The sequence below is a fragment of the Niveispirillum sp. FG148 genome (assembly GCF_057809655.1).
On record NZ_JBMDKJ010000001.1, the window covers coordinates 254,387 to 278,450 of the forward strand.

Annotated in this window: 23 protein-coding genes, 1 tRNA gene and 1 riboswitch; of the genes, 9 read left to right on the forward strand and 15 right to left on the reverse strand. The window is 65.1% G+C overall.

Going from position 1 to position 24,064, the window contains the following annotated elements:
* Positions 1 to 185: 185 nt before the first annotated feature.
* Positions 186 to 1,505, reverse strand: a complete 1,320-nt coding sequence (locus tag ACODTW_RS01060; RefSeq protein ID WP_488944012.1) for a cytochrome c peroxidase — start codon at positions 1,503 to 1,505, stop codon at positions 186 to 188.
* A gap of 34 nt (positions 1,506 to 1,539) precedes the next feature.
* Positions 1,540 to 2,322, reverse strand: coding sequence for a hypothetical protein (locus ACODTW_RS01065; RefSeq protein WP_488944013.1), 783 nt, complete (start codon positions 2,320 to 2,322; stop codon positions 1,540 to 1,542).
* A gap of 156 nt (positions 2,323 to 2,478) precedes the next feature.
* On the opposite strand from ACODTW_RS01065, the gene msrP reads away from it, so the two are divergent.
* A complete protein-coding gene (gene msrP / locus ACODTW_RS01070) occupies positions 2,479 to 3,420 on the forward strand; it encodes a protein-methionine-sulfoxide reductase catalytic subunit MsrP (protein ID WP_488944014.1) in 942 nt (313 codons plus the stop codon).
* Positions 3,420 to 4,010 (forward strand): protein-methionine-sulfoxide reductase heme-binding subunit MsrQ, encoded by a 591-nt coding sequence (gene msrQ / locus ACODTW_RS01075; RefSeq protein ID WP_488944015.1) that lies wholly within the window; start codon positions 3,420 to 3,422, stop codon positions 4,008 to 4,010. Before msrP ends, msrQ begins: the two co-directional genes overlap by 1 nt.
* Positions 4,011 to 4,196: 186 nt before the next feature.
* On the opposite strand, the gene ACODTW_RS01080 is transcribed toward msrQ, so the two are convergent.
* The 7 genes from ACODTW_RS01080 to ACODTW_RS01110 all read right to left on the reverse strand — a co-directional run bounded on the left by ACODTW_RS01080 (position 4,197) and on the right by ACODTW_RS01110 (position 8,754).
* Entirely contained in the window at positions 4,197 to 4,748 is a 552-nt protein-coding gene (locus tag ACODTW_RS01080) for a MerR family transcriptional regulator (protein WP_488944016.1), read from the reverse strand.
* Entirely contained in the window at positions 4,748 to 5,065 is a 318-nt protein-coding gene (locus ACODTW_RS01085) for an integration host factor subunit alpha (RefSeq protein WP_488944017.1), read from the reverse strand. The genes ACODTW_RS01080 and ACODTW_RS01085 overlap by 1 nt, the downstream gene beginning before the upstream one ends.
* 111 nt (positions 5,066 to 5,176) lie before the next feature.
* On the reverse strand, positions 5,177 to 6,151 hold the full coding sequence (locus ACODTW_RS01090) for a beta-ketoacyl-ACP synthase III (protein ID WP_488944018.1): 975 nt from the start codon (positions 6,149 to 6,151) through the stop codon (positions 5,177 to 5,179).
* Positions 6,151 to 7,230, reverse strand: coding sequence for a phosphate acyltransferase PlsX (plsX, locus tag ACODTW_RS01095; protein ID WP_488944019.1), 1,080 nt, complete (start codon positions 7,228 to 7,230; stop codon positions 6,151 to 6,153). The genes ACODTW_RS01090 and plsX overlap by 1 nt, the downstream gene beginning before the upstream one ends.
* A gap of 51 nt (positions 7,231 to 7,281) precedes the next feature.
* Positions 7,282 to 7,470 (reverse strand): 50S ribosomal protein L32, encoded by a 189-nt coding sequence (gene rpmF / locus ACODTW_RS01100; RefSeq protein WP_054166525.1) that lies wholly within the window; start codon positions 7,468 to 7,470, stop codon positions 7,282 to 7,284.
* Positions 7,471 to 7,571: 101 nt separating this feature from the next.
* Entirely contained in the window at positions 7,572 to 8,159 is a 588-nt protein-coding gene (locus ACODTW_RS01105; RefSeq protein WP_488944020.1) for a YceD family protein, read from the reverse strand.
* 49 nt (positions 8,160 to 8,208) lie between these two features.
* Entirely contained in the window at positions 8,209 to 8,754 is a 546-nt protein-coding gene (locus tag ACODTW_RS01110; RefSeq protein ID WP_488944021.1) for a ubiquinol-cytochrome C chaperone family protein, read from the reverse strand.
* Between the two features lie 224 nt (positions 8,755 to 8,978).
* Here ACODTW_RS01110 and ACODTW_RS01115 point away from each other — a divergent pair, with 224 nt between their 5' ends.
* Positions 8,979 to 9,446, forward strand: coding sequence for an outer membrane protein assembly factor BamE (locus ACODTW_RS01115; RefSeq protein WP_488944022.1), 468 nt, complete (start codon positions 8,979 to 8,981; stop codon positions 9,444 to 9,446).
* 96 nt (positions 9,447 to 9,542) lie between these two features.
* Here ACODTW_RS01115 and ACODTW_RS01120 read toward each other — a convergent pair whose 3' ends face one another.
* The gene (locus ACODTW_RS01120; RefSeq protein WP_488944023.1) at positions 9,543 to 10,103 is read right to left on the reverse strand and encodes a transglycosylase SLT domain-containing protein; all 561 of its coding nucleotides are present in this window, start codon (positions 10,101 to 10,103) and stop codon (positions 9,543 to 9,545) included.
* Between the two features lie 49 nt (positions 10,104 to 10,152).
* The gene (locus ACODTW_RS01125) at positions 10,153 to 10,476 is read right to left on the reverse strand and encodes an MmcQ/YjbR family DNA-binding protein (protein WP_488944024.1); all 324 of its coding nucleotides are present in this window, start codon (positions 10,474 to 10,476) and stop codon (positions 10,153 to 10,155) included.
* A 168-nt stretch (positions 10,477 to 10,644) separates the two neighbouring features.
* On the opposite strand from ACODTW_RS01125, the gene ACODTW_RS01130 reads away from it, so the two are divergent.
* On the forward strand, positions 10,645 to 11,124 hold the full coding sequence (locus ACODTW_RS01130; RefSeq protein ID WP_488944025.1) for a VOC family protein: 480 nt from the start codon (positions 10,645 to 10,647) through the stop codon (positions 11,122 to 11,124).
* A gap of 330 nt (positions 11,125 to 11,454) precedes the next feature.
* Positions 11,455 to 13,353: a potassium transporter Kup gene (locus ACODTW_RS01135; RefSeq protein ID WP_488944026.1), complete on the forward strand. Its 1,899-nt coding sequence runs from the start codon at positions 11,455 to 11,457 to the stop codon at positions 13,351 to 13,353.
* On the opposite strand, the gene ACODTW_RS01140 is transcribed toward ACODTW_RS01135, so the two are convergent.
* A complete protein-coding gene (locus tag ACODTW_RS01140) occupies positions 13,338 to 14,366 on the reverse strand; it encodes an AraC family transcriptional regulator (RefSeq protein WP_488944027.1) in 1,029 nt (342 codons plus the stop codon). The two genes, ACODTW_RS01135 and ACODTW_RS01140, sit on opposite strands and share 16 nt — an antisense overlap.
* A 131-nt stretch (positions 14,367 to 14,497) precedes the next feature.
* Here ACODTW_RS01140 and ACODTW_RS01145 point away from each other — a divergent pair, with 131 nt between their 5' ends.
* The 3 genes from ACODTW_RS01145 (at position 14,498) to ACODTW_RS01155 (ending at position 20,637) form a co-directional block, all read left to right on the forward strand.
* Positions 14,498 to 15,685: an acetyl-CoA C-acyltransferase gene (locus ACODTW_RS01145; RefSeq protein ID WP_488944028.1), complete on the forward strand. Its 1,188-nt coding sequence runs from the start codon at positions 14,498 to 14,500 to the stop codon at positions 15,683 to 15,685.
* A 194-nt stretch (positions 15,686 to 15,879) separates the two neighbouring features.
* Positions 15,880 to 17,007 (forward strand): acyl-CoA dehydrogenase family protein, encoded by a 1,128-nt coding sequence (locus ACODTW_RS01150; RefSeq protein ID WP_488944029.1) that lies wholly within the window; start codon positions 15,880 to 15,882, stop codon positions 17,005 to 17,007.
* Positions 17,008 to 17,358: 351 nt separating this feature from the next.
* Positions 17,359 to 20,637, forward strand: a complete 3,279-nt coding sequence (locus ACODTW_RS01155; RefSeq protein ID WP_488944030.1) for a Calx-beta domain-containing protein — start codon at positions 17,359 to 17,361, stop codon at positions 20,635 to 20,637.
* Between the two features lie 373 nt (positions 20,638 to 21,010).
* Here the strand turns inward: ACODTW_RS01155 and ACODTW_RS01160 are convergent.
* A tRNA-Pro gene (locus ACODTW_RS01160) sits at positions 21,011 to 21,087 on the reverse strand.
* Positions 21,088 to 21,332: 245 nt separating this feature from the next.
* A riboswitch (yybP-ykoY riboswitch) is annotated at positions 21,333 to 21,450 on the forward strand.
* 88 nt (positions 21,451 to 21,538) lie between these two features.
* Here ACODTW_RS01160 and ACODTW_RS01165 point away from each other — a divergent pair.
* Positions 21,539 to 22,111, forward strand: a complete 573-nt coding sequence (locus tag ACODTW_RS01165; protein WP_488944031.1) for a manganese efflux pump MntP — start codon at positions 21,539 to 21,541, stop codon at positions 22,109 to 22,111.
* 71 nt (positions 22,112 to 22,182) lie between these two features.
* Here ACODTW_RS01165 and ACODTW_RS01170 read toward each other — a convergent pair whose 3' ends face one another.
* Entirely contained in the window at positions 22,183 to 23,484 is a 1,302-nt protein-coding gene (locus ACODTW_RS01170) for an O-acetylhomoserine aminocarboxypropyltransferase (protein ID WP_488944032.1), read from the reverse strand.
* A 31-nt stretch (positions 23,485 to 23,515) separates the two neighbouring features.
* Positions 23,516 to 23,941: a CoA-binding protein gene (locus tag ACODTW_RS01175; RefSeq protein WP_488944033.1), complete on the reverse strand. Its 426-nt coding sequence runs from the start codon at positions 23,939 to 23,941 to the stop codon at positions 23,516 to 23,518.
* Between the last annotated feature and the right edge of the window lie 123 nt (positions 23,942 to 24,064).

Below are 24,064 nucleotides of genomic sequence, written 5' to 3' on the forward strand. Positions count from 1 at the left end.
GAAAGCGTATGTCAAGCACCGTGTGAAACGGGAGTGTATGGATCAAAAAATACCCGGACAATCCGAATTGTATGGACCGTACAATTTGGCAAGCATGAAATCTTGCCCGATGGTCAAGCTTTCATGCCCCTCAGGCGCCGGCCGCCGCCCTACCATCGGGCATATTTTATGCCCGTTGGTACAATTCAGCGCACGACCTCCACCCCCAGCTTCATCCTGGGATGGATGTTGCAGACGGCGCGGAAGCGGCCTTCATGGTCGAACAGAACCTCCACGGACTGACCGGGGTCCTGCACGCCGCTGTCATAATCCATGTCATCGGAGAAGACGCGGATATTGTGGACGCGCTTGTCGTCATTATGGATGACCAGGGTGCCGCCCTTGCGGATCTGGACCGAGGCGACGGAGAAGGCGGTGTCGCGCTGCGTCACCTCCACCCGCGCCGGCACGGCGGCGGGTGGGGTGGTGCTGCCGGCATCCATCGGGACCGTCACGGCGACCAGCGGGGCGGGGACGGGGGCTTGCGTGCTGTTCAAGGTGGCCAGGAAGGCCAGCAGGTCCGCCTGTTCCGCCGGATTTATGTCCAGCTTCGCGGGGATGTCGGCCGAGAGGGTGGGGCGCTGCACGACGCCGTCAATATAATGGGCCAGCACGCCCTTCAGATCGGCGATGGAGCCGTCATGCATATAGGGCGCGGTGCGGGCATTTTCGCGCAAGCTGGGGGTCTTCCAGCTGTTGGACAGTTCGGCATGGGCGACCACGCCGCCGCGGCCCGGCCCCGCGGCCTGCAGGCCGATATCGTGGAAGGCGCCGTCGGTGAAGGCCCAGCCCTTGTGACAGTTGGAACAGCCGGCCTTGCCGTCGAACAGGTTGAAGCCGCGCTTGGCGGCATCGGAAATGGCGCCTTCATCGCCTGCGACCCAGCGGTCGAAGGGGGTGACGGGGGAAACCAGGGTGCGTTCGAAGCTGGCGATGGCCTTGGCGATATTGTCCTTGCTGATGCGCGGATCGTCGGGGAAGGCGCGGGCGAAGGAAGCGACCGTGGCGGGGTCGGCCGACAGTTCGGCCGGCAGCCTGTCCAGATCCTGCGCCATTTCGATGGGATTGGCGATGGGGCCCAAGGCCTGCTGTTCCAGGCTGGATGCCCGCCCATCCCAGAACAGGAAGTCGGTCCAGGCCAGGTTCCACAAGGTGGGTGTGTTCATGGGCCCCGCCTGCCCGCCTTCGCCCACGGCGCGCGGGCGGGCGTCGGAGAAGCCCTTGGCCGGATCATGGCAGGAGGCACACGACATGCTGTTGCCGCCCGACAGGCGGGTGTCATGGAACAGGGACCGGCCCAGGTCGATGCGGGCCGGGCTGGCGGGATTGGCGGCGGGGAAGGGGACGCTGTCGGGCCGTTGCCAGGCGGCGCGCGGGCCAGGCGTGCCGGCGGTCGTCGCGGCGGGACCGGCGCCGAACAGCAGGGCGGTGCCAGCCAGCAACAGCAGCGTGCGCAGCGTCTTCATGAGCAATGTTCCCCTTCCCCGGTTCCGCAGGGGATCAGCGCAGGCGGCTGGCGGCCAGTTCGACGTTGGAGACCAGGGCCGACACTTCACCGGGCAGGGTCACCTGGCCCTTGGGCGGCTGCAAGGTGGCCCAGACGGGCGCCAGCCTGTCCATGGCGGCGGCAACCGGCCCCTTGGGATCGGCGGCGGCCGGCAGGCGGCCCAGATATTGCCGGGCAATGGCATAGAAACCGCGCCCATCCTGATATTCAATGGGGCTGACGATCTTTCCGTCTTCCACGGCGGCGGCATATTCGGACGCGGCCGTGCGCAGCAGCGTGGCGACGACGGGCGTCAGGAAGCTGGCCTTGGCGCGGTCGGCGGCGGGGATGGTGGCTTCCGCCTTGGCGATGGCCTTTTCCACGGCGTCCAGCGCTTTGGCGACGTCCGCGGCGGGCGCCTTGTTGCGGGCAAGATCGACCAGATGGTTCAGGTCCTTGTCGAACCCGACCTTGCGCGCCTCCAAGGTCGGGCGCGCCTCCTCATAAATCTCCTCGGCCGGGTGCAGGAAATGCGGGACGGCATCGCTGCCACGGCCGGCGGCGTAGAGTTCCCGGCCCACGGTCAGATGCCCGCGGATCAGACCCAGGGAGCCTTGCAGCTGCTGATCGGTCGACAGGTCGCTGAAGGCGCCCAGTTCCCCGCCCTCTCCGCCTTCGGCGGCGGCCGGCGGCGCATGGTCGTGCTGCCCATGGGCCGATTGTGCCGCGGCGACCTGGCCGGCGCCCAGCGCCACGCACAACCCAACCCCAACCCACAGCTTCGTCTTGATCTGCATGATGCTCTCCTCCGGATGCAAGCTATATTGCAAATAACTCTCAATTCGGAAAGAGCCATTCTTGTAGGGCGTGATGGCCGACACTGGCGTGATACCGGTCGCGGTCTATCTGCTGTATAGACAGAAATCCCCATTTGCCGCCGAAGGGATGCCCCCATGCTGCTGCGCCATGCACCGGACCTGAACGAACGCGACGTAACGCCGCGTTCCCTTTATCTGGACCGTCGATCGCTGCTGGCCGGCATGGCCGGGGCCATGCTGGCGGGGACCGCCGCGCAGGCAGCCCCCATGACGGGCATGAAAAGCCCCCTGTCGACGCTGGAAGAGCCGCCGACCAGCCTGAAGGACATTACCAGCTACAATAATTTCTATGAATTCGGCACCGACAAGGCCGACCCGGCCCGCAATGCCCACCGCCTGACCACGCGCCCCTGGACGGTGAAGGTGGATGGCATGGTGGCCAAGCCCATGGAATTCGACCTGGATGCCCTGCTGAAAACGGTGACGCTGGAGGAGCGCATCTATCGCATGCGCTGTGTCGAAGGCTGGTCGATGGTCATCCCCTGGGTGGGTTTCACCCTGGCTTCGCTGCTGAAGCAGGTGGAGCCGTTGGGATCGGCCAAATATGTGGCGTTCGAGACGCTGGTGCGGCCCAAGGAGATGGTGGGCCAGGACACGTTCCTGAAGGTGCTGGACTGGCCCTATGTCGAGGGGTTGCGCCTGGATGAGGCGATGCATCCGCTGACCATCCTGGCCACCGGCCTTTATGGCGAAAGCCTGCCCAACCAGAATGGCGCGCCGCTGCGCCTGGTCGTGCCCTGGAAATATGGGTTCAAGGGCATCAAGTCGATCGTGCGCATCACGCTGACCGACAAGCAGCCGCCCACCAGCTGGAACATCCAGGCGCCGCAGGAATATGGCTTCTATTCCAACGTCAATCCGGCGGTGGACCATCCGCGCTGGAGCCAGGCCACCGAACGGCGCATCGGTGATGGCGGCGGCCTGTTCGCCAAACGCCGGCCCACCCTGCCGTTCAACGGCTATGGGGAGCAGGTGGCGGGGCTTTATGCGGGCATGGATCTGCGGAAGTTTTATTGATGCCCATCGCCAATCTGCGTATCCAGCCGCGCCTGCCCACCTGGCCCGTCTATCTGCTGGGGCTGGTGCCCATCCTGGCCTATGTCTGGCAGGGGCTTTATGGCGATCTGGGGGCCGACCCGCTGAAGACCCTGGAGCGCGGCCTGGGGGAATGGGCGCTGCGCTTCATCATTGCCGGGCTGGCGGTGACGCCGCTGCGCCGGGAATTCGGCATCGGGCTGTTGAAGTACCGGCGCGCGCTGGGGCTGCTGGCGTTTTTCTATGTGCTGCTGCATTTGACCGTCTATGTCTGGCCCGACCAGGGGCTGGACTGGCGCGCCATCTGGGCCGACATCGTCAAGCGGCCCTATATCACCATCGGCATGGCGGGGTTCCTGATGCTGCTGCCATTGGCGGCCACGTCCTTCAATGCCGCCATCCGCTGGCTGGGCGGACGCAACTGGAACCGGCTGCACCGGCTGGTCTATCCGGCGGCGCTGGCCGCGGCGGCGCATTATGTGCTGCTGGTGAAATCCTGGCCGCTGGAACCGCTGGTCTATGCGGCGATCGTGTTGGCGCTGCTGGGCTGGCGGGTGTGGCGGCGGGCGTAGGGTTTGTCCGGTTTTGAGTAGAATCGGAACGGTTCGCCCCACTGTCACCCATGCTGCGGCCGGGGGCCAGGGCAGAGCGGCGTCCGCCGCGACAAGACCCATATCGGCGCTGACCGCGCCTTACGCTGGATTCCGGCCTTCGCCGGAATGACGGGAGATGGCGCTTCAACGCACCCTGGGCAGCCCCTAATCCAGCAGCCGCCGCGCGGCCAGCAGGTCCATCAGGGTTTCGGACAGGAGCTGACGCAGTTCCGGTGACAGGGCGGGGCGGGCCGTGGGCGCAGCGGTCACCGGCGCTTCCGGGGCGGGATCATCTGTCGGATCATCGGCGTCCGGGCCGGTGTCCGCACCGTCTTCGGGGTCAGGATGGTCGCCATCCTCCCCGCCTTCATCGGCGTCGAACAGGCTGGGCATGCGGGTGCCGGGGGGGGGCAGGCCGGCCAGACCCCGCGACTCGCGCAAAAGTTTCTGAACACCCTTGATGGTATAACCGTCCTGATAAAGCAGGACCTGGATGCGGCGCAGCAGCTCCACATCGTCGGGACGGTAATAGCGCCGTCCGCCCCCGCGCTTCAGCGGTTTGATCTGCGGAAACTTGGTTTCCCAGAATCGCAGCACATGCTGCGGCACTTCCAGTTCGACCGAAACCTCGCTGATGGTGCGGAAGGCGGAAGCGGATTTGGTCCCCCCCGCCTTGACCCGTACCCCATCGGTGGATTCGTCGGTCGTCAACGCCATCAGCCCTTCGCGGCTTCGATGGCGTCGAACCGTTCATTGATGCGGCTCTTCAACACATGGGAGGCGCGGAAAACCAGGACTTTGCGCGGCAGGATCGGCACTTCCTCGCCCGTCTTGGGGTTGCGGCCGATGCGTTGCCCCTTGGAGCGGACGGCGAAGCTGCCGAAGGAGGAGATCTTGACCATGTCGCCATCGGCCAGCGCATCCGCGATCTCGTCCAGCACGCTTTCCACCAGATCGGCAGACTCGTTCCGGGACAGCCCGACTTCCTGATAGACGGCTTCGCTCAACTGCGCGCGGGTGACAGTGTTGGTCATCTTCGTCCTCCCCGAATTATCGAGAGACGACGGTACTTTGACCGGAGATATCCGTCAATTCAGATGGTTGGCGGTAATTGCTGACCCCGTCCCGCAGAAATGCAGAGATGGTTAAAACCGGACCAGTGCGCCGCCCCAGGTGAAGCCGCCGCCCATGGCTTCCAGCAGCAGCAGGTCGCCGCGCTTGATCCGGCCATCGGTCACCGCCTCGACCAACGCCAGCGGGATGCTGGCGGCCGAGGTGTTGCCGTGATGGTCGACCGTCAGCACCACCCGCTCCGCCGGCAATTTCAGCTTGCGGCCCGTGCCTTCGATGATGCGGCGGTTGGCCTGGTGCGGGACCAGCCAGTCGATGGCGTCGGCCGTCAGGCCGTTGGCGGCCAGCGCTTCCTTGACCACATCGGCCAGATTGACAACCGCATGCTTGAACACTTCCTGCCCGCGCATGCGGACATGGCCCACGGTCTGCGTGCTGGACGGGCCGCCATCGACATAGAGCAAATCGTGGTGGTTGCCGTCGGAATGCAGATGCGTGGAGAGAATGCCGCGGTCTTCGGCCGTGCCCGCACCTTCCGTGGCGCGCAGCACCACGGCGCCGGCCCCGTCGCCGAACAGCACGCAGGTGGTGCGGTCATTCCAGTCCAGGATGCGGGAGAAGGTTTCCGCCCCGATGACCAGCACGGTCTTCGCCTGACCGGCCTTGATGAAATTATCGGCCACCGACAGGGCATAGATGAAGCCGGAGCAGACGGCCTGCAGGTCGAACGCCGCCCCGCGGGTCATGCCCAGGCGGGCCTGCACCTTCACGGCGGTGGCGGGAAAGGTGTTATCGGGCGTGGCGGTCGCCAGCACGATCAGGTCCAGCTCGTTCGCCGTCACGCCGGCATCGGCCATGGCGGCGACGGCGGCGTTATAGGCCAGATCGGAGGTCAGCTCGCCATCGGCGGCGATGTGGCGCGACTTGATGCCCGTGCGTTCCGTGATCCATTCATCAGAGGTGTCGACGATTTGCGCCATATCGGCATTCGTCATCACCTTTGCGGGCAGATAGGAGCCGCAGCCTAGGATCACAGACCGGATGGCCATTAACGCACCGCCGTTTCGCTACCCGTTGCACTGTCGTCCTTGGCCCCGGCGGCAGCGGCAAGGGCTGCCTGCAATGCCGCCAGCTGGTCGCGGATTTTTTCGTTGAAGCCATGGTTGGCCATGTTGGCGGCCACGGCGATGGCGTTGGAAAAACCCACGGCATCGGTGCCGCCATGGCTTTTCACGCAGATGCCGCGCAGGCCCAGGAACATGGCGCCATTATACCGGCGCGGGTCCAGGCGGGTGCGCAGCTTGGTGAAAGCCCCCTTGGCCAGCAGATAACCCAGCTTGGCCAGGATGGAGGAGGTGAAGGTCCGCTTCAGGAACTCGCCATAGAGTTTGGCGGTGCCCTCGGCCGTCTTCAGCGCCACATTGCCCGTGAAACCGTCGGTGACGATCACGTCCACCGTGCCGGACGCCAGATCGGTGCCTTCGATGAAGCCGTGGAAAAAAGGGGCGAGCGGGGTCGCGCGCAGGGCCGTAGCAGCCTCGCGGATCGACTCATGCCCTTTTTGTTCTTCCGAACCGACATTCAGCAGGCCGATGGTCGGGTTCAGCAGACCCAGCACAGTCCGGCTGAACACGGTGCCCATCACCGCGAACTGCACCAGATTGTCGGCATCGCATTCCAGGTTGGCGCCCATGTCCAGCATGACGCTCTCACCACGCAAGGTGGGGAGAATGGAGGCGATGGCCGGCCGGTCGATGCCCGGCAGGGTCTTCAGCACGAATTTGGCGATGGCCATCAATGCGCCGGTATTGCCGGCGGACACGACGCAGGCCGCCTCTCCGGCGGCGACGGCGTCGATGGCCAGACGCATGCTGGAATTGCGCCCAGCACGAAGCGCCACCGACGGCTTTGCGTCCATCGCCACGAAGTCCGGCGTGTGCCGGACCGTGGAGATGGGCTTCAAAGCCGGATGGCGCTCAAGCAACGCATGGATGCGCGCTTCGTCACCCACGAACAGGAAATCGACGTTTGGGCAACGTTCCCGGGCCAGGTCGGCGCCGGCGACGACCATGTCAGGGGCATGGTCGCCACCCATGGCGTCCAAGGCGATCCGCAGGCGCGTTGTCACTTCCGTACGAGGTCCTTATACCGCGTCAATTCGGGCCGCAAGCGGCGCAAATCAGGCGGCGGCCGGGGCGGTCGCGGTCACTTCGCGGCTGTCATAATGGCCGCAGGAACCGCAGACATGGTGCGGGCGCTTCAGCTCGCCGCAATTGCCGCATTCGTTGTAGGCAGCGGCGGTCAAACCATCGTGCGAGCGGCGCATGTTGCGCTTCGACTTGGAGGTCTTCTTCTTAGGAACGGCCATGATCGTGACTCACAAAGTTTTTAAGGCGGCCGCAAAGGGGCCGCCCGGACAGAGGCGCTTGAATACTGGATATGGTCCCGCAGGGCAAGAGCCAAACCCGGTCAAGACGGCTTCTTTAAGCGGGACAGGGCCGCAAAAGGGTTCTGACGGGGCGGCTCGGGCGGCGCATCCTCGGTCAAAGACAGCGTATCGGGCCCGACATCTTCCAGAATCGGGGTGAATTCCGCCCCATCCTTGCGCGGATAGGGATCGAGCGCCAGTGACAGATTTTGGGCGACCAGCTCCCCGATGTCGATACGTCCGCCCGGCATAGGCTCGGGAAAGTCCTCCTCCCCGCCCAGATATTGCAACTGGTCGGTGCCCTCGTCCTCCTCCTCCTTGGGAATCAGGTGGTCGGGGGCGTAAAGGGCGGAGAATTCCTCCTTCACATGGGCGGGGACGGGCTCCAGCGTGACGACGCAGCGCTGCACCACATCGGCCTCCAGCTCGCCCGTGACCTTGATGAATTCGGAACGGACGCGGCGCAGGCGCAGCTTTGCCTTCAGATTGGCAACCGAGATCAGGTCGAATCGATCCGCCAGGGCAGCGCATTCCGCCTCGCTGGCGGTCACCACCTCGTGCCCGCCGCCCGTCGTCACCTTGTCGGCGATGACGATGCGGGACAGTTCGGGTGCGGCGACGGCGTTCATGACAACATCCTTAGTATTAGGGCGCGGGACCGATGGCGGCTGTCCGCCATCATGCCGCGAAATCGACCGTGCCGGCCAGCAGCCGGTCGAAGGGGAAGCTTTCCAGATGCGCCCATTGGCGGCGGATATAGGCGGCCATGGCCCGGACCTGGTCGCTGTCGGGCAGGGTGGAGCCGTAGAGATTGCGGTCCACGGCCGATTCCAGCACGGACGGGTCATCAGCCGCCTTGATGCCGGCGTCGTAGGCTTCCACCCGGCCATAATAATGGCTGGCCAGATCCTTGACCTTGTCGCCGATCTTCATGTCGCTGGCGCCCAGTTCGCGCAGGCTGAAATCCATGTCGACAAACATATAGTCGAACAGGGCCTGGTTGAAATCCGCCGTCCGGCGCCCGCCCATGGCCAGCCGGCGCATGACCAGCCAGGCATGCAGGGCCACCATTTCGAACCGCCCCTCCAGCGTGTCGGGCACGGCCAGGTCGGTGAAAAACACCGGCTGGCGGGCCTGGGCCACAATGGCGCCATAGAGGGCGGCGATGGTGCGCTCACGCCGATGGCGTTGGAACAGGCGGGCGAACAAGGGGGGCTTCTCCATGCGGGCAGGCTGCGGACATTGACATTGCAACAGGGCCGGTGCCAATGTCACCGGCCAGATAGGGGGCGGCGGCCCCGACGTCAAGCCATGGCGGGCTTTCTGCCCTGATCTTGATGTCGAAAGGCCGCTTGTGTTCGGGGGGCTGCCCCGTGCATGGCTAGGCGGCAAATCCCCCGCCCGGTTCCGCCGTTGGTCACCTTTTAGGTTTGAGAGACGTCCTGTTGATGCGCAAGACCCACGCAACCGCCCTGCTGACCATCGGCCTGTTGGGCCTCGCCGTCACGGGCTGCACCCCCATCGTCGCCACCCGTGGCAATATGGCGGAGGATACGCGGCTGGCGCAGATCCAGACCGGCCAGACCACGCGTGAGCAGGTGCAATATGTGCTGGGCACGCCGACCAGCACCGGCACGGTGGACGGGGGGACCTGGTATTATATCGGTCGCCGGACCGAGCAGACGGCCTTCCTGGACCCGGAAGTGACGGCCCAGCGCATCATCCGCATCCGGTTCGATGACCAGGGCACCGTGCAGGAGGTCAAGGAACTGGACGGCAGCAACGCGCCCTATGTGGAGCCCGTGGCTCGCGTCACCCCCACGGTCGGCCGCGACCTGGGCTTCTTCGAGCAGTTGCTGGGCAACCTGTCCAAGCCGTCGCGCAAGAAGAAGGACGACAAGAAAAAGAAGAAGTAAGGCTGACCGTAGAAGAGGGGGCTGAACAGGGGTAATGGACCTCCTATCCTAACGCCCACGGGCGACAAGCCGGCATGACGGAAAAGGGGCCCTACCCTAACCTGCCCGTAATTGTCGGCGCAGGGCCAGGACGCGCTGGCCATAGTCGCGGGCGCGCGGTTCGTCCATCCAGGTGTGATAGCGGCCCACGGCCAGTTCGGGGTCGCCCGGCAGGCTGTCCAGCGCCTCGCGCAGGATGCCGGCGCCGACGCGCAGATTGATCTCCGGATGCAGCAGATGGCTGATGTCGGGCACGCGGTGCCCGTGCCAGCGTACATTCACCTGCATCCAGCCCAGATCGGCGTCTTTCACCTGGTCCGCCGGCAGGCTGAGAATCAGGTCCATGGCGGCCGTAAAATCGTCTGGATAATAGGAGTCGGTCACCGTGCGCACGGCATAGGGCCAGGGGCCCGTCCGTCCCTTGCGGTCCAGCCGGCTTTCCACATAGGACACGGCGTACAGCAGATAGGGGTCCAACCGGGCCAGGGCGCCTGTGCGCTCCCACACACTGCCGGCCAGGGTGAAGGCGCCAGCCGGCGGCACCGCCAGCGCGCAAAGGCCCGCAGCGCCGGCGGCCAGGAAGGCGCGGCGTGTGGGGTTGGCGGGGGCGGCAGGCATATCCATGGCCGGATAGATAGCGCAGCGACTGCCTTCGGTCCAGAAGGGCTCAGCGTTTGCGCGCCACCGGCTGGGCATGCGCCCAGGCCATGCGCAGGGCTGCGTCCAATTCCGGTTCCGTCAAGGCGGCCAGGATCGCCATGGTCCAGCCCTGCCGGCCCCAGGCATTATCCACGGGCGCAAATGCGTCGGGCGCCACGGTACATTTCAGGGCCTGCTCGTCCGGCGTGAATTTGAGATTGGCGGTCCGTCCGTCCGGGGACAGGGTGACATAGATGCGCGCCACCTTGAACGCGGCCCGGTCGAAATGCGCCTGTTCCAGCGTCCCCGCCAGCCCCAGCGCCAGCCGGCGCAGATCATCCCCTGTCGCCATTCCCGCCCCCGATCATCGCGCGTTCGGGTGATTGTGGACACAGGACCGTGACATTGCCAAGCCGCTGCGTGCAAACAGGGTGTGAAGGCGGACTGGTCACGGGTAGAGTGCCGGCATCGGCCAGCCGTCCGGCCGGGTCGGGCCTAGCATGAAAAGGGAGGACAGATCATGGTCATCGCCAAGAACACCATCTGCATCTGGTACGACAAGGAGGCCGAGGCCGCCGCCCGATTCTATGCGCAGATCTTCCCCGACAGTGCGGTCGGGGCTGTCCACCGGGCACCCAGCGACTATCCCTCCGGCAAGGCGGGCGACGTGCTGACCGTGGAATTCACCGTGGCTGGCATTCCCTGCCTGGGCCTGAACGGTGGTCCGGCCTTCCGCCATACCGAGGCCTTCTCCTTTCAGATCGCCACGGACGACCAGGAGGAGACGGACCGCTACTGGAACGCCATTGTCGGCAATGGTGGCCAGGAAAGTGCCTGTGGCTGGTGCAAGGACCGCTGGGGCATTTCCTGGCAGATCACGCCGCGCGTCCTGATGGAGGCACTGGCGGCCGGTGGTGAGGAGGCAAGACGCGCCTTCGATGCCATGATGCATATGGGCAAGATCGACGTCGCCGCCATTGAGGCCGCACGGCGCGGCTGAGCTGCAACTATCAAGAGCCATGGAGCACGGCTCTTGATAGTTGCATGTTCCCTTAAGTGCCGGGCGCCCGCATCCGCGGGCTTGGCTTGCGCCGCATGTGCGGCGGGCCAGCGGTCGCTGGCCTTGTTCATGTTCCCTCAGGCGCCGGGCGCCCGCGTCCGCGGGCTTGGCTTGCGCCGCACGGGCGGCGGGCCAGCGGTCGCTGGCCTGCAAGGGTCATTGTCCATGCCCCTTGGTATTACAAACCCCACATGCGCCGCTTTCTTGCGCGCTGCGCGTGAAACGGGTAGCGTTCGCGGTGCAGCATTTGGGGAACAGGGGTGCTAGGCGGTGGGGCAAACAACCAATCCGGCGCATGATGCGCCGCGTTCGTCCTTTGGCGCCCTGTTCATATCCGCCATCGGTGTGGTTTTCGGCGATATCGGCACCAGCCCGCTTTACGCGCTGAAGGAAGCCTTTGCCGGTCCGCACCCGCTGCCCGTCGACCGCATGCATGTGCTGGGTGTGCTGTCGCTGGTCTTCTGGACCGTTCTGCTGGTCGTGTCGGTCAAATATGTTGCCATCATCATGCGCGCCGACAATGAAGGCGAGGGCAGTTCGTTTGCCCTGCTGGCCCTGTTGCAGAAGGCGCTGGCGGAAAAACCGGGGCTGACATCCCTGGTCGGCATCCTGGGTGTGTTCGCCGCGGCCCTGTTCTATGGCGACAGCGCTATCACGCCGGCCATTTCGGTGCTGAGCGCGGTGGAGGGGTTGCAGGTCGCGGCCCCCGATCTGGCCCCCTGGACCGTACCCATCTCCATCGCCATCCTGGTCGGCCTGTTCGCCGTGCAGTCGAAGGGCACGGCCGCCGTGGGCGGGGCGTTCGGCGGGTTGATGCTCGTCTGGTTCGTGGTCCTGGCCGTGCTGGGGGTTGCCAATATCGGCCGGGCGCCCGGCGTGCTGGCGGCCCTGTCCCCGCATCATGCCATTGCCTTCCTGGCCCATGACGGCTGGATGGGTTTCCTGGCGCTGGGGTCGGTGGTGTTGTCGGTCACGGGTGCGGAAGCGCTTTATGCCGATATGGGCCATTTCGGCCGCGGCCCCATCCGGCTGGCCTGGTACATGCTGGTCTGGCCAGCGCTGATGCTGAATTATTTCGGCCAGGGCGCCTTGCTGCTGAGCAATCCGGGAACCGCGGAGAATCCATTCTTTTTCATGGGACCCGCCTGGGCCGCCCTGCCGCTGGTCGTACTGGCCACGCTGGCCACCATCATCGCCAGCCAGGCCGTCATTTCCGGTGCCTTTTCCGTGACGCGGCAGGCCATCCAGCTGGGCTATCTGCCGCGCATGAACATCATCCATACCTCCGAAAAGGAGATCGGCCAGATCTACATGCCCTTCATCAACTGGGCGCTGATGCTGGCCGTGGTGGCGCTGGTCCTGGGCTTCGGGTCATCGACCAATCTGGCCTCTGCCTATGGCGTGGCGGTGACGGGCACGATGTTCATCACCACCACCCTGGTGGCGCTGCTGGCCTTCAACCGCTGGGGCTGGAACGGCAAGTTCGCCATTGGCTTCTTCGTTCTGCTGCTGTCGGTCGATGCCGCCTATTTCCTGGCGACGGCAACCAAGATCACCCATGGCGGCTGGTTCCCGCTGGCGGCCGGCCTGTTCGCCTTCACCCTGATGACGACCTGGAAGACGGGACGCAAGCTGCTGCATGCCAAGCTGCGCGACAGCGCCATGCCGCTGGGGGACTTCCTGGGCACCCTGTCGCAGCGCGTCACGCGCGTGCCCGGCACGTCGGTGTTTCTGACGACGGACCCCGATGGCGTGCCGCTGGCCATGCTGCATAATCTGAAGCACAACCATGTCCTGCATGACCGGGTCGTGGTGATGACGGTGAAAGTGACGGAACGCCCGCGCGTGCCCATGGCGGAACGCATCGTGTCGCAGAAGCTGCGCGACGATGTTTTCCGAATCACGCTGCGCTGTGGCTTCATGGACGATCCGGACATTCCCAAGACCCTGGCCAATGCCAAGCGGGCCGATCTGGGCTTTGATTATGAACCGCTGCGCATTTCCTATTTCCTGACGCGGGAGACCATCGTGCCGTCGGCCGAGCCCGGCATGGCCGCTTGGCGGGAAGAACTGTTCGCCTTCATGATGCGCAGCGCCACGACGACGGCCGACTTCTTCCATCTGCCACTGAATCGCGTTGTGGAATTGGGCGGTCACGTCGAGATTTGAGGCGCGCACCTGTGCGTCTGGCGGAAGCGGGCGGGGGCCGTCCCTGTCCAGGCCCGGAAGGCGCGGGTGAAGGCCGAGGGTTCGGCAAAGCCCAGCTGGGCTGCGATCTCCGCCAGCGGCCGATCTGAATGCAGCGCCTCGCGCGCCAGTTCCAGCCGCAGCCGATCCTTGATCGCCTGGAAAGAGGTGCCTTCCTGCCGCAGGGCCCGGCGCAAGGTGGCGGGCGAACAGCGCAGGCTGGCCGCCAGCGTGTCGAAATCCGGCCAGTCGGCGGGGGGACGACGGCGCAGCAGGCTGGTGACGCGCCGGGACAGGCCATCGGGATTGCGATATTTCACCAGGAAGGATTCGGGCGCCTGGTTCAGGAAGGAACGTGCGCTGTCGGCATTCTGCACCAAAGGCAGGGAAAGATGGTCGGCATCGAACCAGAGCCGGCTGACCGGCTGATCGAACGCCGTTTCCGCGCTGAACAGGGTGGCATATTCGCCAGCCTGCGGCGGGCGCGGATAGGCGAAGTCGGCCGACAGGATAGGGATGCGGCGGCGCACCAGCCAGCAGGCCACCCCATGCACATAGACATAGAGCGTCTCCACCGCGAAGACGGGTGGCGGGCGGGCGGGATCGGTGGCCCGGATTTCCAGCGCCGCGCGCCGTCCCTGCCGACGCAGCCCGATCGACAGATCCTGGAACAGGGTGCCGTAGAAGCGGCATTGCCGGGTCAAGGCCCCGCCCAGATCCGTCGCCCCCAAGGCCAGAAGGCAGGCCAGCGCGAAGCTGCCCACGCGCATGGACCGGCTGTCCATGCCGAAGAATTCGTCATCCAGCACCTGCGCCACCTGACGCAGCAGGGCCGCATAGGCGGCAACCGACACCCGGGCCCCGGCATCATCCAGCAGCGCGGGGACGATGCCTGCCTTGTTCAGCACAGGTGATGTATCCATGTTCCGGTGGCGCAGGCCCGACAGGGCCGACAGCACGAACAGCACCGAGACAGAACCCTTTTCCGGGATCATCGCCGCCTTGAGAAATTGACAAAACCGATCATGGAATTTGATCAGAACGGTTATGGATGATCGGAAGGGGTAAGTCTACGCTGCCGCCAACAACTGGTCCCCCAACAACTGGTCCCAAGGAAGGAAATGCCATGAGCCATGCCGACCCCATCGTCATCGTGTCTGCCGCCCGCACTGCCATGGGCGGCATGATGGGCGACCTGTCAGGCCTGACGGCTGCGCAGCTGGGCGCCGCCGCCGTCAAGGCCGCCGTGGAGCGGGCGGGCATTTCCGGCGACAGCGTGCAGGAACTGCTGATGGGCAATGTGCTGCAGGCGGGCCAGGGTCAGGCGCCGGGCCGGCAGGCGGCGCTGGGGGCGGGGCTGCCTTTGTCCGTCACCTGTTCCACCCTGAACAAGATGTGCGGCAGCGGCATGAAGACCACCATGCTGGCCCATGACCTGATCCTGGCCGGCAGTGCCGATATCGTGGTCGCCGCCGGCATGGAGAGCATGTCCAACGCGCCCTATCTGCTGGACCGGGCGCGCGGCGGCTATCGCTATGGCCATGCCACCATTTACGATCATATGGCGCTGGACGGGCTGGAAGATGCCTATGAGCGCGGCCGGGCCATGGGCACCTATGCCGAGGATACGGCCAGCCATTTCGGTTTCACGCGCGAGGCGCAGGACGCCTACGCCCTGGAAAGCCTGCGCCGCGCCAAGCAGGCGGTCGATGACGGCACTTTCGATACGGAAGTGGTGCCGGTCACGGTGAAGGGCCGCGGCGGCGATGTGGTTGTGTCCCGGGATGAACAGCCCGGCAAGGGCCGGCCGGAGAAGATCCCGACCCTGAAGCCCGCTTTCCGCAAGGATGGCACGGTGACGGCCGCCAACAGCAGCTCCATCAGCGACGGGGCCGCCGCCCTGGTGCTGATGCGCGCATCGGAAGCGGAAAAGCGCGGCCTGTCGCCGCTGGCCCGCATTGTCGGCCATGCCGGTCACGCCCGCGCGCCGGCCTGGTTCACCACCGCCCCCATCGGTGCCATGGAGGCCCTGTTCGCCAAGACGGGCTGGACCGCTAAGGATGTCGATCTGTTCGAGATCAACGAGGCCTTTGCCGTCGTCGCCATGGCGGCGATGAAGGAAATGGGGCTGCCGCATGAGAAGGTGAATGTGCATGGCGGCGCCTGCGCGCTGGGCCACCCGATCGGTGCCTCGGGTGCCCGTATCCTGGTCACGCTGCTGCACGCGCTGAAGAAGTATGGGCTGAAGCGCGGCGTCGGCTCGCTCTGCATTGGCGGGGGCGAGGCGACGGCGATGGCGGTGGAACTGGTTTGAGAAGCACAACCACGCTGCCTCCCCCTTGATGAGCGGGGGGCCAGGGGCCAATAGCCCGACCATTCCGCTGCTTTGATCCAAGCTGCCCGACCGTTTGATCTTGTGGCCCCTGGACCCCCGCTCATCAAGGGGGAGGCAGGGAGTGCCAGGGGATAAGCTGCGATCTTTCTCGAAGCCCACGAAGGACACCCCCCATGATCCTCAGCGAAGAACAGGCGATGATCCGCGACATGGCGCGGCAGTTTGCGCGTGAACGGCTGGCGCCCGGTGCGGCGGAGCGTGACCGGACCCATCGTTTTCCGGCCGAAGAGCTGCGGGAGATGGGGGAATTGGGGCTGCTGGGCATGGTGGTGCCCGAGGAATGGGGCGGGGCGGGGGCCGATGCCGTCGCCTATGCCCTGGCGATCGAGGAGATCGCGGCCGGCGACGGCGCCATTTCCACCATCATGAGCGTGCATAATTCGGTGGGCTGCGCGCCCATCCTGAAATTCGGTACCGACGCCCAGAAGGAACAATATCTGCGGCCCATGGCGGCGGGCCGCGTGCTGGGCGCCTTCTGCCTGACCGAACCGCAGGCGGGGTCGGACGCGTCGGCCCTGCGCACGCGGGCCGTGGCCGATGGCGACCATTATGTGCTGAACGGTGCCAAGCAGTTCATCACCAACGGCCAGCATGCCGGCGTGGCCCTGGTCTTTGCCGTCACTGACCCGGCGGCGGGCAAGAAAGGCATCTCTGCCTTTCTGGTCCCCACCGACAATCCGGGATACAAGGTGGCGCGGCTGGAACAGAAGATGGGCCAGCGCTGTTCCGACACGGCGCAGATCCTGCTGGAGGATGCGCGCGTGCCGGCCAGCGCCATGCTGGGCAAGCCCGGCGAGGGGTATCGCATCGCGCTGGCCAATCTGGAAGGCGGGCGCATCGGCATCGCGTCGCAGTCTGTGGGCATGGCCCAGGCCGCGTTCGAGGCGGCGCGCGATTATGCCCGCGACCGGGTGTCGATGGGGGTGCCTATCATCGAACATCAGGCCGTCGCCTTCCGGCTGGCCGATATGGCGACCCGGATCGAGGCGGCCCGCCAGTTGGTGCTGCATGCGGCATCCTTGCGCGGGGCGGGTCAGCCCTGCCTGAAGGAAGCGTCCATGGCCAAGCTGTTCGCATCGGAGATGGCCGAACGCGTCTGTTCGGATGCCATCCAGACCTTTGGCGGCTATGGCTATGTCGATGATTTCCCGGTGGAGCGCATCTATCGCGATGTGCGCGTCTGCCAGATCTATGAGGGCACCAGCGACATCCAGCGGCTGGTCATCGCCCGCAATCTGTGACGCGACCTCCCCCTGCCAAAAGGGAAGGGCCAGCGGATGCCGATCGCATCCGCTGGCCCTTTTTGTTTCTAGGGTCTGGGCCTTGTCTTGAAAAGATTGCAACAATGAAACTAAATTGTCGGTAGATCGATTCGTCTAGTGATAATGGCCGGTCTGTAACGAAGAAACAACTGAAACATAAGGGATGGTGCCAAGTACAGAATTTATGGATACTGGCCTATATACTCCGTATAGGCGGCATATAGTGTCAATACCAACAAGGTTCGTCTTTTCGGTAGTGGGTGTGCCGGCTATAAAGGGCACTGCTGCCGGCCCGGCCGGCATGGGTGGATAAGTGGAAAGCCGATAAAGATGACGACAGCTGTGAAGATGAGCGTGGATTCCAACTGGGGATCCGGGTTTGTGGGAACAATCACCATCCGCAACGAGGGGACGGAGCCGGTCAATGGCTGGACCCTGGATTTCAAGTTCCCGCACAGCATCGACGGCCTGTGGAACGGCACGATCCTGTCCCATGCCGATGGCGGCTATTCGATCAAGGATGCCGGGTGGAACGCCAGCATCCCGCCGGGCGGCAGCGTCAGTTTCGGCTTCTACGGCACGCCCAATGGCGCCATCGAACCGTCACCCACCTGGACCGTGAATGGCCAGGCCGCGACCTGGGCCGATGCGCTGCCCTGGCTGTCGGTGGCGGACAGCGCCATTGTCGAGGGCAATGGCGGCACGACCGACGCGCTGATCACCCTGCGCCTGTCCAAGCCGGCGACGGAGGCCGTGTCGGTCGATCTGGCGACCTCTGGCTATACCGCCTGGGCCGGCAGCGATTTCCAGGGCGTGGCCCAGACCGTCAGCTTCGCCGCCGGGGAGCAGGAGAAGGTGATCCGCATCCCGGTCAATGGCGACCTGGCCGTGGAACAGGACGAGTTCTTCAATGTCAATCTGAGCAATGCCCGCGGCATCCGCGTCATGGACGGGGTGGCCAAGGTCACCATCCAGAATGACGATGCCATGGTCGCGCCCAGCATCCAGGTTTCCGACGTGACGGTGACGGAGGGCGGGCCGGGTGGCCAGACGCTGGCCAGTTTCACCGTCAGCCTGTCCAACATCTATGACAAGCCGGTCAGCGTCCAATACGCCACGGCCGATGGCAGCGCCTCGGCAGCCGATGGTGATTACAATGCCACCTCCGGCACCTTGAGCTTCGCGGCGGGCGAGACCAGCAAGACCGTCACGGTCCTGGTCAATGGCGACAGCCAGGTGGAGGCGGACGAGGCCTTCAAGCTGCTGCTGTCGCAACCCGTCAATGGCACCATCACCGACGGCGAGGGGACGGGCACCATCCTCAGCGACGATGCCCCGCCCAGGATCAGCGTGGCCGATGTGACCCTGCCGGAAGGTAATGGCGCCGGCACGGCCCTGGTGGAGGTGCGGCTGTCGGGCGCCACCGACCGGCCGGTGACGGTGGATTATGCCACCTCTGTCGGCACCGCCCTGCCGGGCCAGGATTACACCCAGATCAGCGGCACCCTGACCTTCGCCCCCGGCGAAACCAGCAAGCTGGTGCCCATCACCATCCTGGGTGACACCCAGTTCGAGGATCAGGAATATTTCTTCCTGAACCTGTCGCAGCCGACCAACGCCACCATCGAGGATGGCCAGGGCGTGATCCGGCTGGACAATGACGATGCCCAGCCGCTGGGCCTGTCCATCGCCGACCTGACCATGGCGGAGGGCGACGGGCCGGGCGTGGCGCGGGTGACCGTCACCCTGACGGCTGCCACCGACCATCCGGTCACGGTCAACTATGCCAGCAGCAACAATTCGGCCACGGCCGGCAGCGACTATACCGCCGTCACCGGCACCCTGACCTTCGCCGCGGGCGAGACGTCGAAGGTGATCGAGGTGCCGATCCTGGGCGATACGGCGGGCGAGGGGGCGGAGGATTTCAATATCGACCTGTCCGGCGCCAGCGGGGCGGAGATCCTGAAATCCACGGGCAAGGTCACGTTGACCAATGATGACCTGCCCACGATCAGCGTTTCCATCGCCCATGCCACGGTCACGGAAAGCGACCCCGGCGCCACCATCGGCGGCTTCCTGCATGTGGAAGGCAACCAGTTCGTCGATGAAAGCGGGGCCACGGTGCGCCTGAACGGTGTGAACTGGGGCGGCATGCAGGAGACGGTGAACGCGCCGTTCGGCATCTGGACGCGTCCGTGGCAGGACATCATGAACCAGATGAAGGAACTGGGCTTCAACACCATCCGCCTGCCCTTTTCCACCGACACGCTGGCCGACGGCGCGCAGGCCCAGCCGCATGCCTGGCTGAACCCCGACTGGGCCGGCAAGACGCCGCTGGAGATCATGGATGACATTGTCGATTATGCCGGCGAGATCGGCATGCGCATCATCCTGGACCGCCATCGTGGTGAAGCCGGCGGCGCCGCCGACACCAATGGCAACGGCCTGTGGTATTATGGCGACTATACCGAGGAACGCTGGATCCAGGATTGGGTGACGCTGGCCCAGCGCTATGCCGACAATCCCACCGTCATCGGCGCCGATCTTTACAACGAGCCCTATGGCTATGCCCCGCACCAGCCGGACCTGGGTCTGGCCGGATGGGGCAATGGCGGGCCCACCGACTGGCGTCTGGCCGCCGAACGCGCCGGCAATGCCATCCAGCAGGCCAACCCGGACTGGCTGATCTTTGTCGAGGGCAACAGCACCTATAACGACAATTGGTATATCTGGGGCGGCAACCTGATGGGGGCGGACCAGTATCCCGTGCGCCTGGAGGACCCGTCCAAGCTGGTCTATTCCCCGCATGTCTATTTCCGCGACCCCTCCTATTACCTGCCGAACACGCAGTATCAGGATTTCCAGAAATACTGGGGCTATCTGTTCGAACAGAACCGCGCGCCGATCATGGTGGGCGAGTTCGGGTCGCGCCTGACCAACGAGGCGCAGGTCGAATGGATGAAGGCGCTGGTCCGTTACATGAACGGCGATTTCAATGGCGACGGCGTCTCCGACCTGGCGCCGGGCCAGCAGGGCGTCAGTTTCACCTTCTGGGATTTCAGCCCGTCATCGGCCGATACGGGCGGCATCCTGGCCGACGACTGGCAGAGTGTGAACTGGAACAAGATGAACATCATCAAGGAAGGCATGATCGATCTGCCGCGCGCCGACGGCAAGACCATGCTGACCTTCGCCATCAGCCTGTCGCAGAAGGTCAGCGACCTGGAGCACCCGATCACCATCGGCTATCACACGATCGACGGCACGGCGACGGAGGGGTCCGATTATGTGGGCACGTCCGGCACGCTGACCTTCAAATGGGGGGAGATGTCGAAGCTGGTGCAGGTGGAGGTGCTGTCCGACACTGTGCTGGAAGGCCAGGAAAGCGTCATCCTGGAAATCACCGACGCCAATGGCGCCATCATCGGCACGGCCCGCGCCGTCGGCACCATCGCTGACAATGACGGGGGCAGTGCGGCGGCAGCACCGGCGGTGACGGTGGCGGATGATGACAGTGCGGCGCTTTATGCGGATGCCGGCGTGGAGGATGTGGCCCCCGTGCTGGGCCATCTGAACCAGATCAGCGACGGGCTGCTGATGGTGGCCTGATACTGATCTGCATGGATCAGAACCTGCGGCCCTGATCCATGCAGCCCTCATACGTATTTGCATGGATCAGAACCTACGGCCCTGATCCATGCAGCCCTCACGCGCCGGGCGCCGCCATCCGGCGGCTTGGCTCACGCGCGCATGGGCGCGCGGGCGCTCGTACCGCGCCAACCAAGCTACGATGAGTTTCACTCACCGCAGATGGGCATGAGCCGATCCGTAATGGCATCGGGAATGCGGCATCCGGATCGAAAGGTCCGGGTGCCGTTTTTCTTGCGCGCGGGGTGCGCGCCCAGGTCCGGAAAACACGAAAGCCGCCGTCCAGGGGACGGCGGCTTTTCGCTGTAAGCCTTTGATCGGCCTCACGAGAGAATGGTCGGAGCGACAGGATTCGAACCTGCGACCCCTAGACCCCCAGTCTAGTGCGCTACCAGGCTGCGCCACGCTCCGACCTCTCGAGCGAACGGCACCGGGTGACCCCGCCGTCGTTCGGGCGCGGACTATATCCACGACGTTCCGGGGATGCAACGTCTCTATCACAAAAATTTTCGTTTCCTGTCTGCTCTGCCTGTGACGCGGGGCTGAGGTCTGAATGGGGCCGCCATCGCCTGCCAGTCATCGCCCCCGTGATTATCCGAAAGGCGGGCAGGCGTGCGCTTTTGTCCGCTTGACCGGGCGGGGTGCCGGACCCTATACCGCCCTCGTCAATTGGGGAGTAGTCCGCCGCCCAGGTGCCGACAGGCCGGGGCGGTGTCCGCGTCAACAGACTTGGGGGCAACCCCATGGCGCGGACGACAGGCATGATGCCTGTTCGACGAGACCGATGGCGCAGCCGCCCCGGTCGGGTCCGTGGGGTGGATTTGCGTCCATCGTCACGTCGCGACCCCCGGAGACTTTCATCTTGATCGCCACCACGACCTTCGCCCTGGCGCTGAGCCTGGCCATGGACGCTTTTGCTGCAGCATTGGGCAAGGGGGCGGCGCTGCGCCGGCCTTCCTGGGGCCATGCCCTGACTGTCGGCGCGGTGTTCGGCGGGTTCCAGATGGTGATGCCGCTGATCGGTTTCGCCCTGGGCATGGCCTTTGCCGATATCGTGGCCGCCGTCGACCATTGGATCGCCTTCACCCTGCTGGCCGTCATCGGCGGCCGCATGGGCTGGGAAGCCTGGAGGGGCGAGCATGATGCGGACGGGGAGGGGCCGACCATGACCCTGACGGCGTCGGCCCTGTTCATGGCGGGATTCGCCACCTCGGTCGATGCGCTGGCCATCGGCGTGCCGCTGGCCTTTTTCGACGAGCCCATCCTGGCCTCCGCTCTTGTCATCGGGCTGGTGACCTTTGGCCTGTCCACGGCGGGCGTGCTGCTGGGGCGTGCCGTCGGGCCGCTGCTGGGGCGCTGGGCCGTGGGCATCGGCGGGGGCGGGCTGGTGCTGCTGGGCACCAAGATATTGGTGCAGCATCTGGGGGCTGCGTGACCCTTCGCCGGAAAGGAAAAGGGCCGGGGGTGCTGCCACCCCCGGCCCTTTGAATGCGATGACCGCCGCGATCACCCCTGCGACTTGGCGAGCGCCTGGTCCAGGTCGGCGATGATGTCTTCCACCGATTCCAGACCGATGGACAGGCGCACCACGTCGGGGCCGGCCCCGGCAGCGGCCAGACCTTCGGGCGTCAACTGCCGGTGGGTGGTGCTGGCCGGGTGGATGATCAGCGAACGGACATCGCCGATATTGGCCAGGTGGCTCAACAGCTTGACTGCCTCTACCACGCGCACGCCAGCCTCATACCCGCCCTTCACGCCGAAGGTGAAGACGGAGCCCGCACCCTTGGGCAGGTATTTCGCGGCCAGGGCACGATAGAGGCTGTCGGGCAGGCCGGCATAGTTCACCCAGGCCACGGCGGGATGGGTGGCGAGATATTCCGCCACCTTCAGGGCGTTGGCGCAGTGCCGTTCCATGCGCAGCGGCAGGGTCTCCGTGCCCAGGATGCCGATGAAGGCGTTCATGGGTGCCATGGACGGCCCCAGATCGCGCAGGCCGATGGCATGGCCATGGATGGTGAAGGCCAGCGGACCGAAGGATTCGGTGAAGCGGATGCCGTGATAGCCCGGCTCCGGCTCGCTCAAGGACGGGAACTTGCCGTTCCTGGCCCAGTCGAACTTGCCGCTGTCGACCACGACGCCACCGACGGAGGTACCGTTGCCCGTCAGGAACTTGGTCGTGGAATGCACGACCAGGGTGGCGCCATATTCGATGGGCCGGGTCAGATAGGGGGTGGCCAGCGTATTGTCGACGATCAGCGGGATGCCGGCTTCGTCCGCCACCTTGGCGATGGCTTCGATATCGGTGACCACGCCGCCGGGATTGGCCAGGCTTTCGATGAAGATGGCCTTGGTCTTCTCATTAATGGCGCGGCGGAAATTCTCCACATCGTCGCTGTCGACAAAGCTGGTCTTCCAGCCAAAGGCGCGCGGGAAGCTGTTGGCGAACTGGTTCAGGGTGCCGCCATAGAGCTTCCTGGCCGCCACGATATTGTCGCCGGGCTGCAGCAGCGGGAACAAAGCCAGCATCTGGGCCGAATGGCCCGATGCCGTGGCCGTGGCGCCGACGCCGCCTTCCAGGTCGGCAATGCGGCCTTCCAGCACCGAGACGGTCGGGTTGGTCAGGCGCGAATAGATGAAGCCGACCTTCTGCAGATTGAACAGCGCCGCCGCATCCTCCACATCGTCGAAGACGAAGCTGCTGGTCTGATAGATGGGCGTGGCGCGGGCGCCGGTGGCGGGGTCGGGCGCGGCACCGGCATGGATGGCGCGGGTCTCAAAGCCCAGGGGACGGGGCGTCTGTTCGGTCATGGCGATTCCTTATATATTATGGCTTGGGGATCTAAACGCCGTAGAGGCGGGGGATTTCGATCAGGGGACAGCGGTCCATGATGACGATGCTGCCCAAGGCTTCCGCCCTGGCGGCGGCTTCGTCGTTGCGGATGCCCAACTGCATCCAGATATAGGGGATGCCCAGGGCAGCCGCTTCCTCCGCCACCTTGCCGGCGGCATCAGGGCGGCGGAAGATGTCCACCATGTCCGGCCGTTCCGGCAGGTCGGCCAGACTGGCATAGGCGGGTTCACCCAGCACGGTCTGACCCGCCAGGGCCGGATTGACGGCGATGGTGCGGTGGCCGCGATCGTGCAGATATTTCATGACATAGAAGCTGGGCTTCGCCGGATCGATGGTGGCGCCCACAACGGCGATGGTGCGGGCATTGTCCAGCACCCGACGGATCAGGTCGTCCGGGTAATGATCATGTCGCATCGGCCTTGCTCCCGGCAATGGATGCATAGGGAACGACAAAACCCGGCCGATTTCAACAGCCATGAACAGCAGATTGTTTGGAACAACAAGTTAACTGCGTGAAATATCCTGCGCGAAAGTCGC

Excerpts from the sequence above, each read along its gene's own strand:
- ACODTW_RS01060 (WP_488944012.1), bottom strand. The coding sequence starts at position 1,505 with ATGAAGACGCTGCGCACGCTGCTGTTGCTGGCTGGCACCGCCCTGCTG.
- ACODTW_RS01065 (WP_488944013.1), bottom strand. The coding sequence starts at position 2,322 with ATGCAGATCAAGACGAAGCTGTGGGTTGGGGTTGGGTTGTGCGTGGCG.
- msrP (WP_488944014.1), top strand. The coding sequence starts at position 2,479 with ATGCTGCTGCGCCATGCACCGGACCTGAACGAACGCGACGTAACGCCG.
- msrQ (WP_488944015.1), top strand. The coding sequence starts at position 3,420 with ATGCCCATCGCCAATCTGCGTATCCAGCCGCGCCTGCCCACCTGGCCC.
- ACODTW_RS01080 (WP_488944016.1), bottom strand. The coding sequence starts at position 4,748 with ATGGCGTTGACGACCGACGAATCCACCGATGGGGTACGGGTCAAGGCG.
- ACODTW_RS01085 (WP_488944017.1), bottom strand. The coding sequence starts at position 5,065 with ATGACCAACACTGTCACCCGCGCGCAGTTGAGCGAAGCCGTCTATCAG.
- ACODTW_RS01090 (WP_488944018.1), bottom strand. The coding sequence starts at position 6,151 with ATGGCCATCCGGTCTGTGATCCTAGGCTGCGGCTCCTATCTGCCCGCA.
- rpmF (WP_054166525.1), bottom strand. The coding sequence starts at position 7,470 with ATGGCCGTTCCTAAGAAGAAGACCTCCAAGTCGAAGCGCAACATGCGC.
- ACODTW_RS01105 (WP_488944020.1), bottom strand. The coding sequence starts at position 8,159 with ATGAACGCCGTCGCCGCACCCGAACTGTCCCGCATCGTCATCGCCGAC.
- ACODTW_RS01110 (WP_488944021.1), bottom strand. The coding sequence starts at position 8,754 with ATGGAGAAGCCCCCCTTGTTCGCCCGCCTGTTCCAACGCCATCGGCGT.
- ACODTW_RS01115 (WP_488944022.1), top strand. The coding sequence starts at position 8,979 with ATGCGCAAGACCCACGCAACCGCCCTGCTGACCATCGGCCTGTTGGGC.
- ACODTW_RS01120 (WP_488944023.1), bottom strand. The coding sequence starts at position 10,103 with ATGCCTGCCGCCCCCGCCAACCCCACACGCCGCGCCTTCCTGGCCGCC.
- ACODTW_RS01125 (WP_488944024.1), bottom strand. The coding sequence starts at position 10,476 with ATGGCGACAGGGGATGATCTGCGCCGGCTGGCGCTGGGGCTGGCGGGG.
- ACODTW_RS01130 (WP_488944025.1), top strand. The coding sequence starts at position 10,645 with ATGGTCATCGCCAAGAACACCATCTGCATCTGGTACGACAAGGAGGCC.
- ACODTW_RS01140 (WP_488944027.1), bottom strand. The coding sequence starts at position 14,366 with ATGATCCCGGAAAAGGGTTCTGTCTCGGTGCTGTTCGTGCTGTCGGCC.
- ACODTW_RS01145 (WP_488944028.1), top strand. The coding sequence starts at position 14,498 with ATGAGCCATGCCGACCCCATCGTCATCGTGTCTGCCGCCCGCACTGCC.
- ACODTW_RS01150 (WP_488944029.1), top strand. The coding sequence starts at position 15,880 with ATGATCCTCAGCGAAGAACAGGCGATGATCCGCGACATGGCGCGGCAG.
- ACODTW_RS01155 (WP_488944030.1), top strand. The coding sequence starts at position 17,359 with ATGACGACAGCTGTGAAGATGAGCGTGGATTCCAACTGGGGATCCGGG.
- ACODTW_RS01170 (WP_488944032.1), bottom strand. The coding sequence starts at position 23,484 with ATGACCGAACAGACGCCCCGTCCCCTGGGCTTTGAGACCCGCGCCATC.
- ACODTW_RS01175 (WP_488944033.1), bottom strand. The coding sequence starts at position 23,941 with ATGCGACATGATCATTACCCGGACGACCTGATCCGTCGGGTGCTGGAC.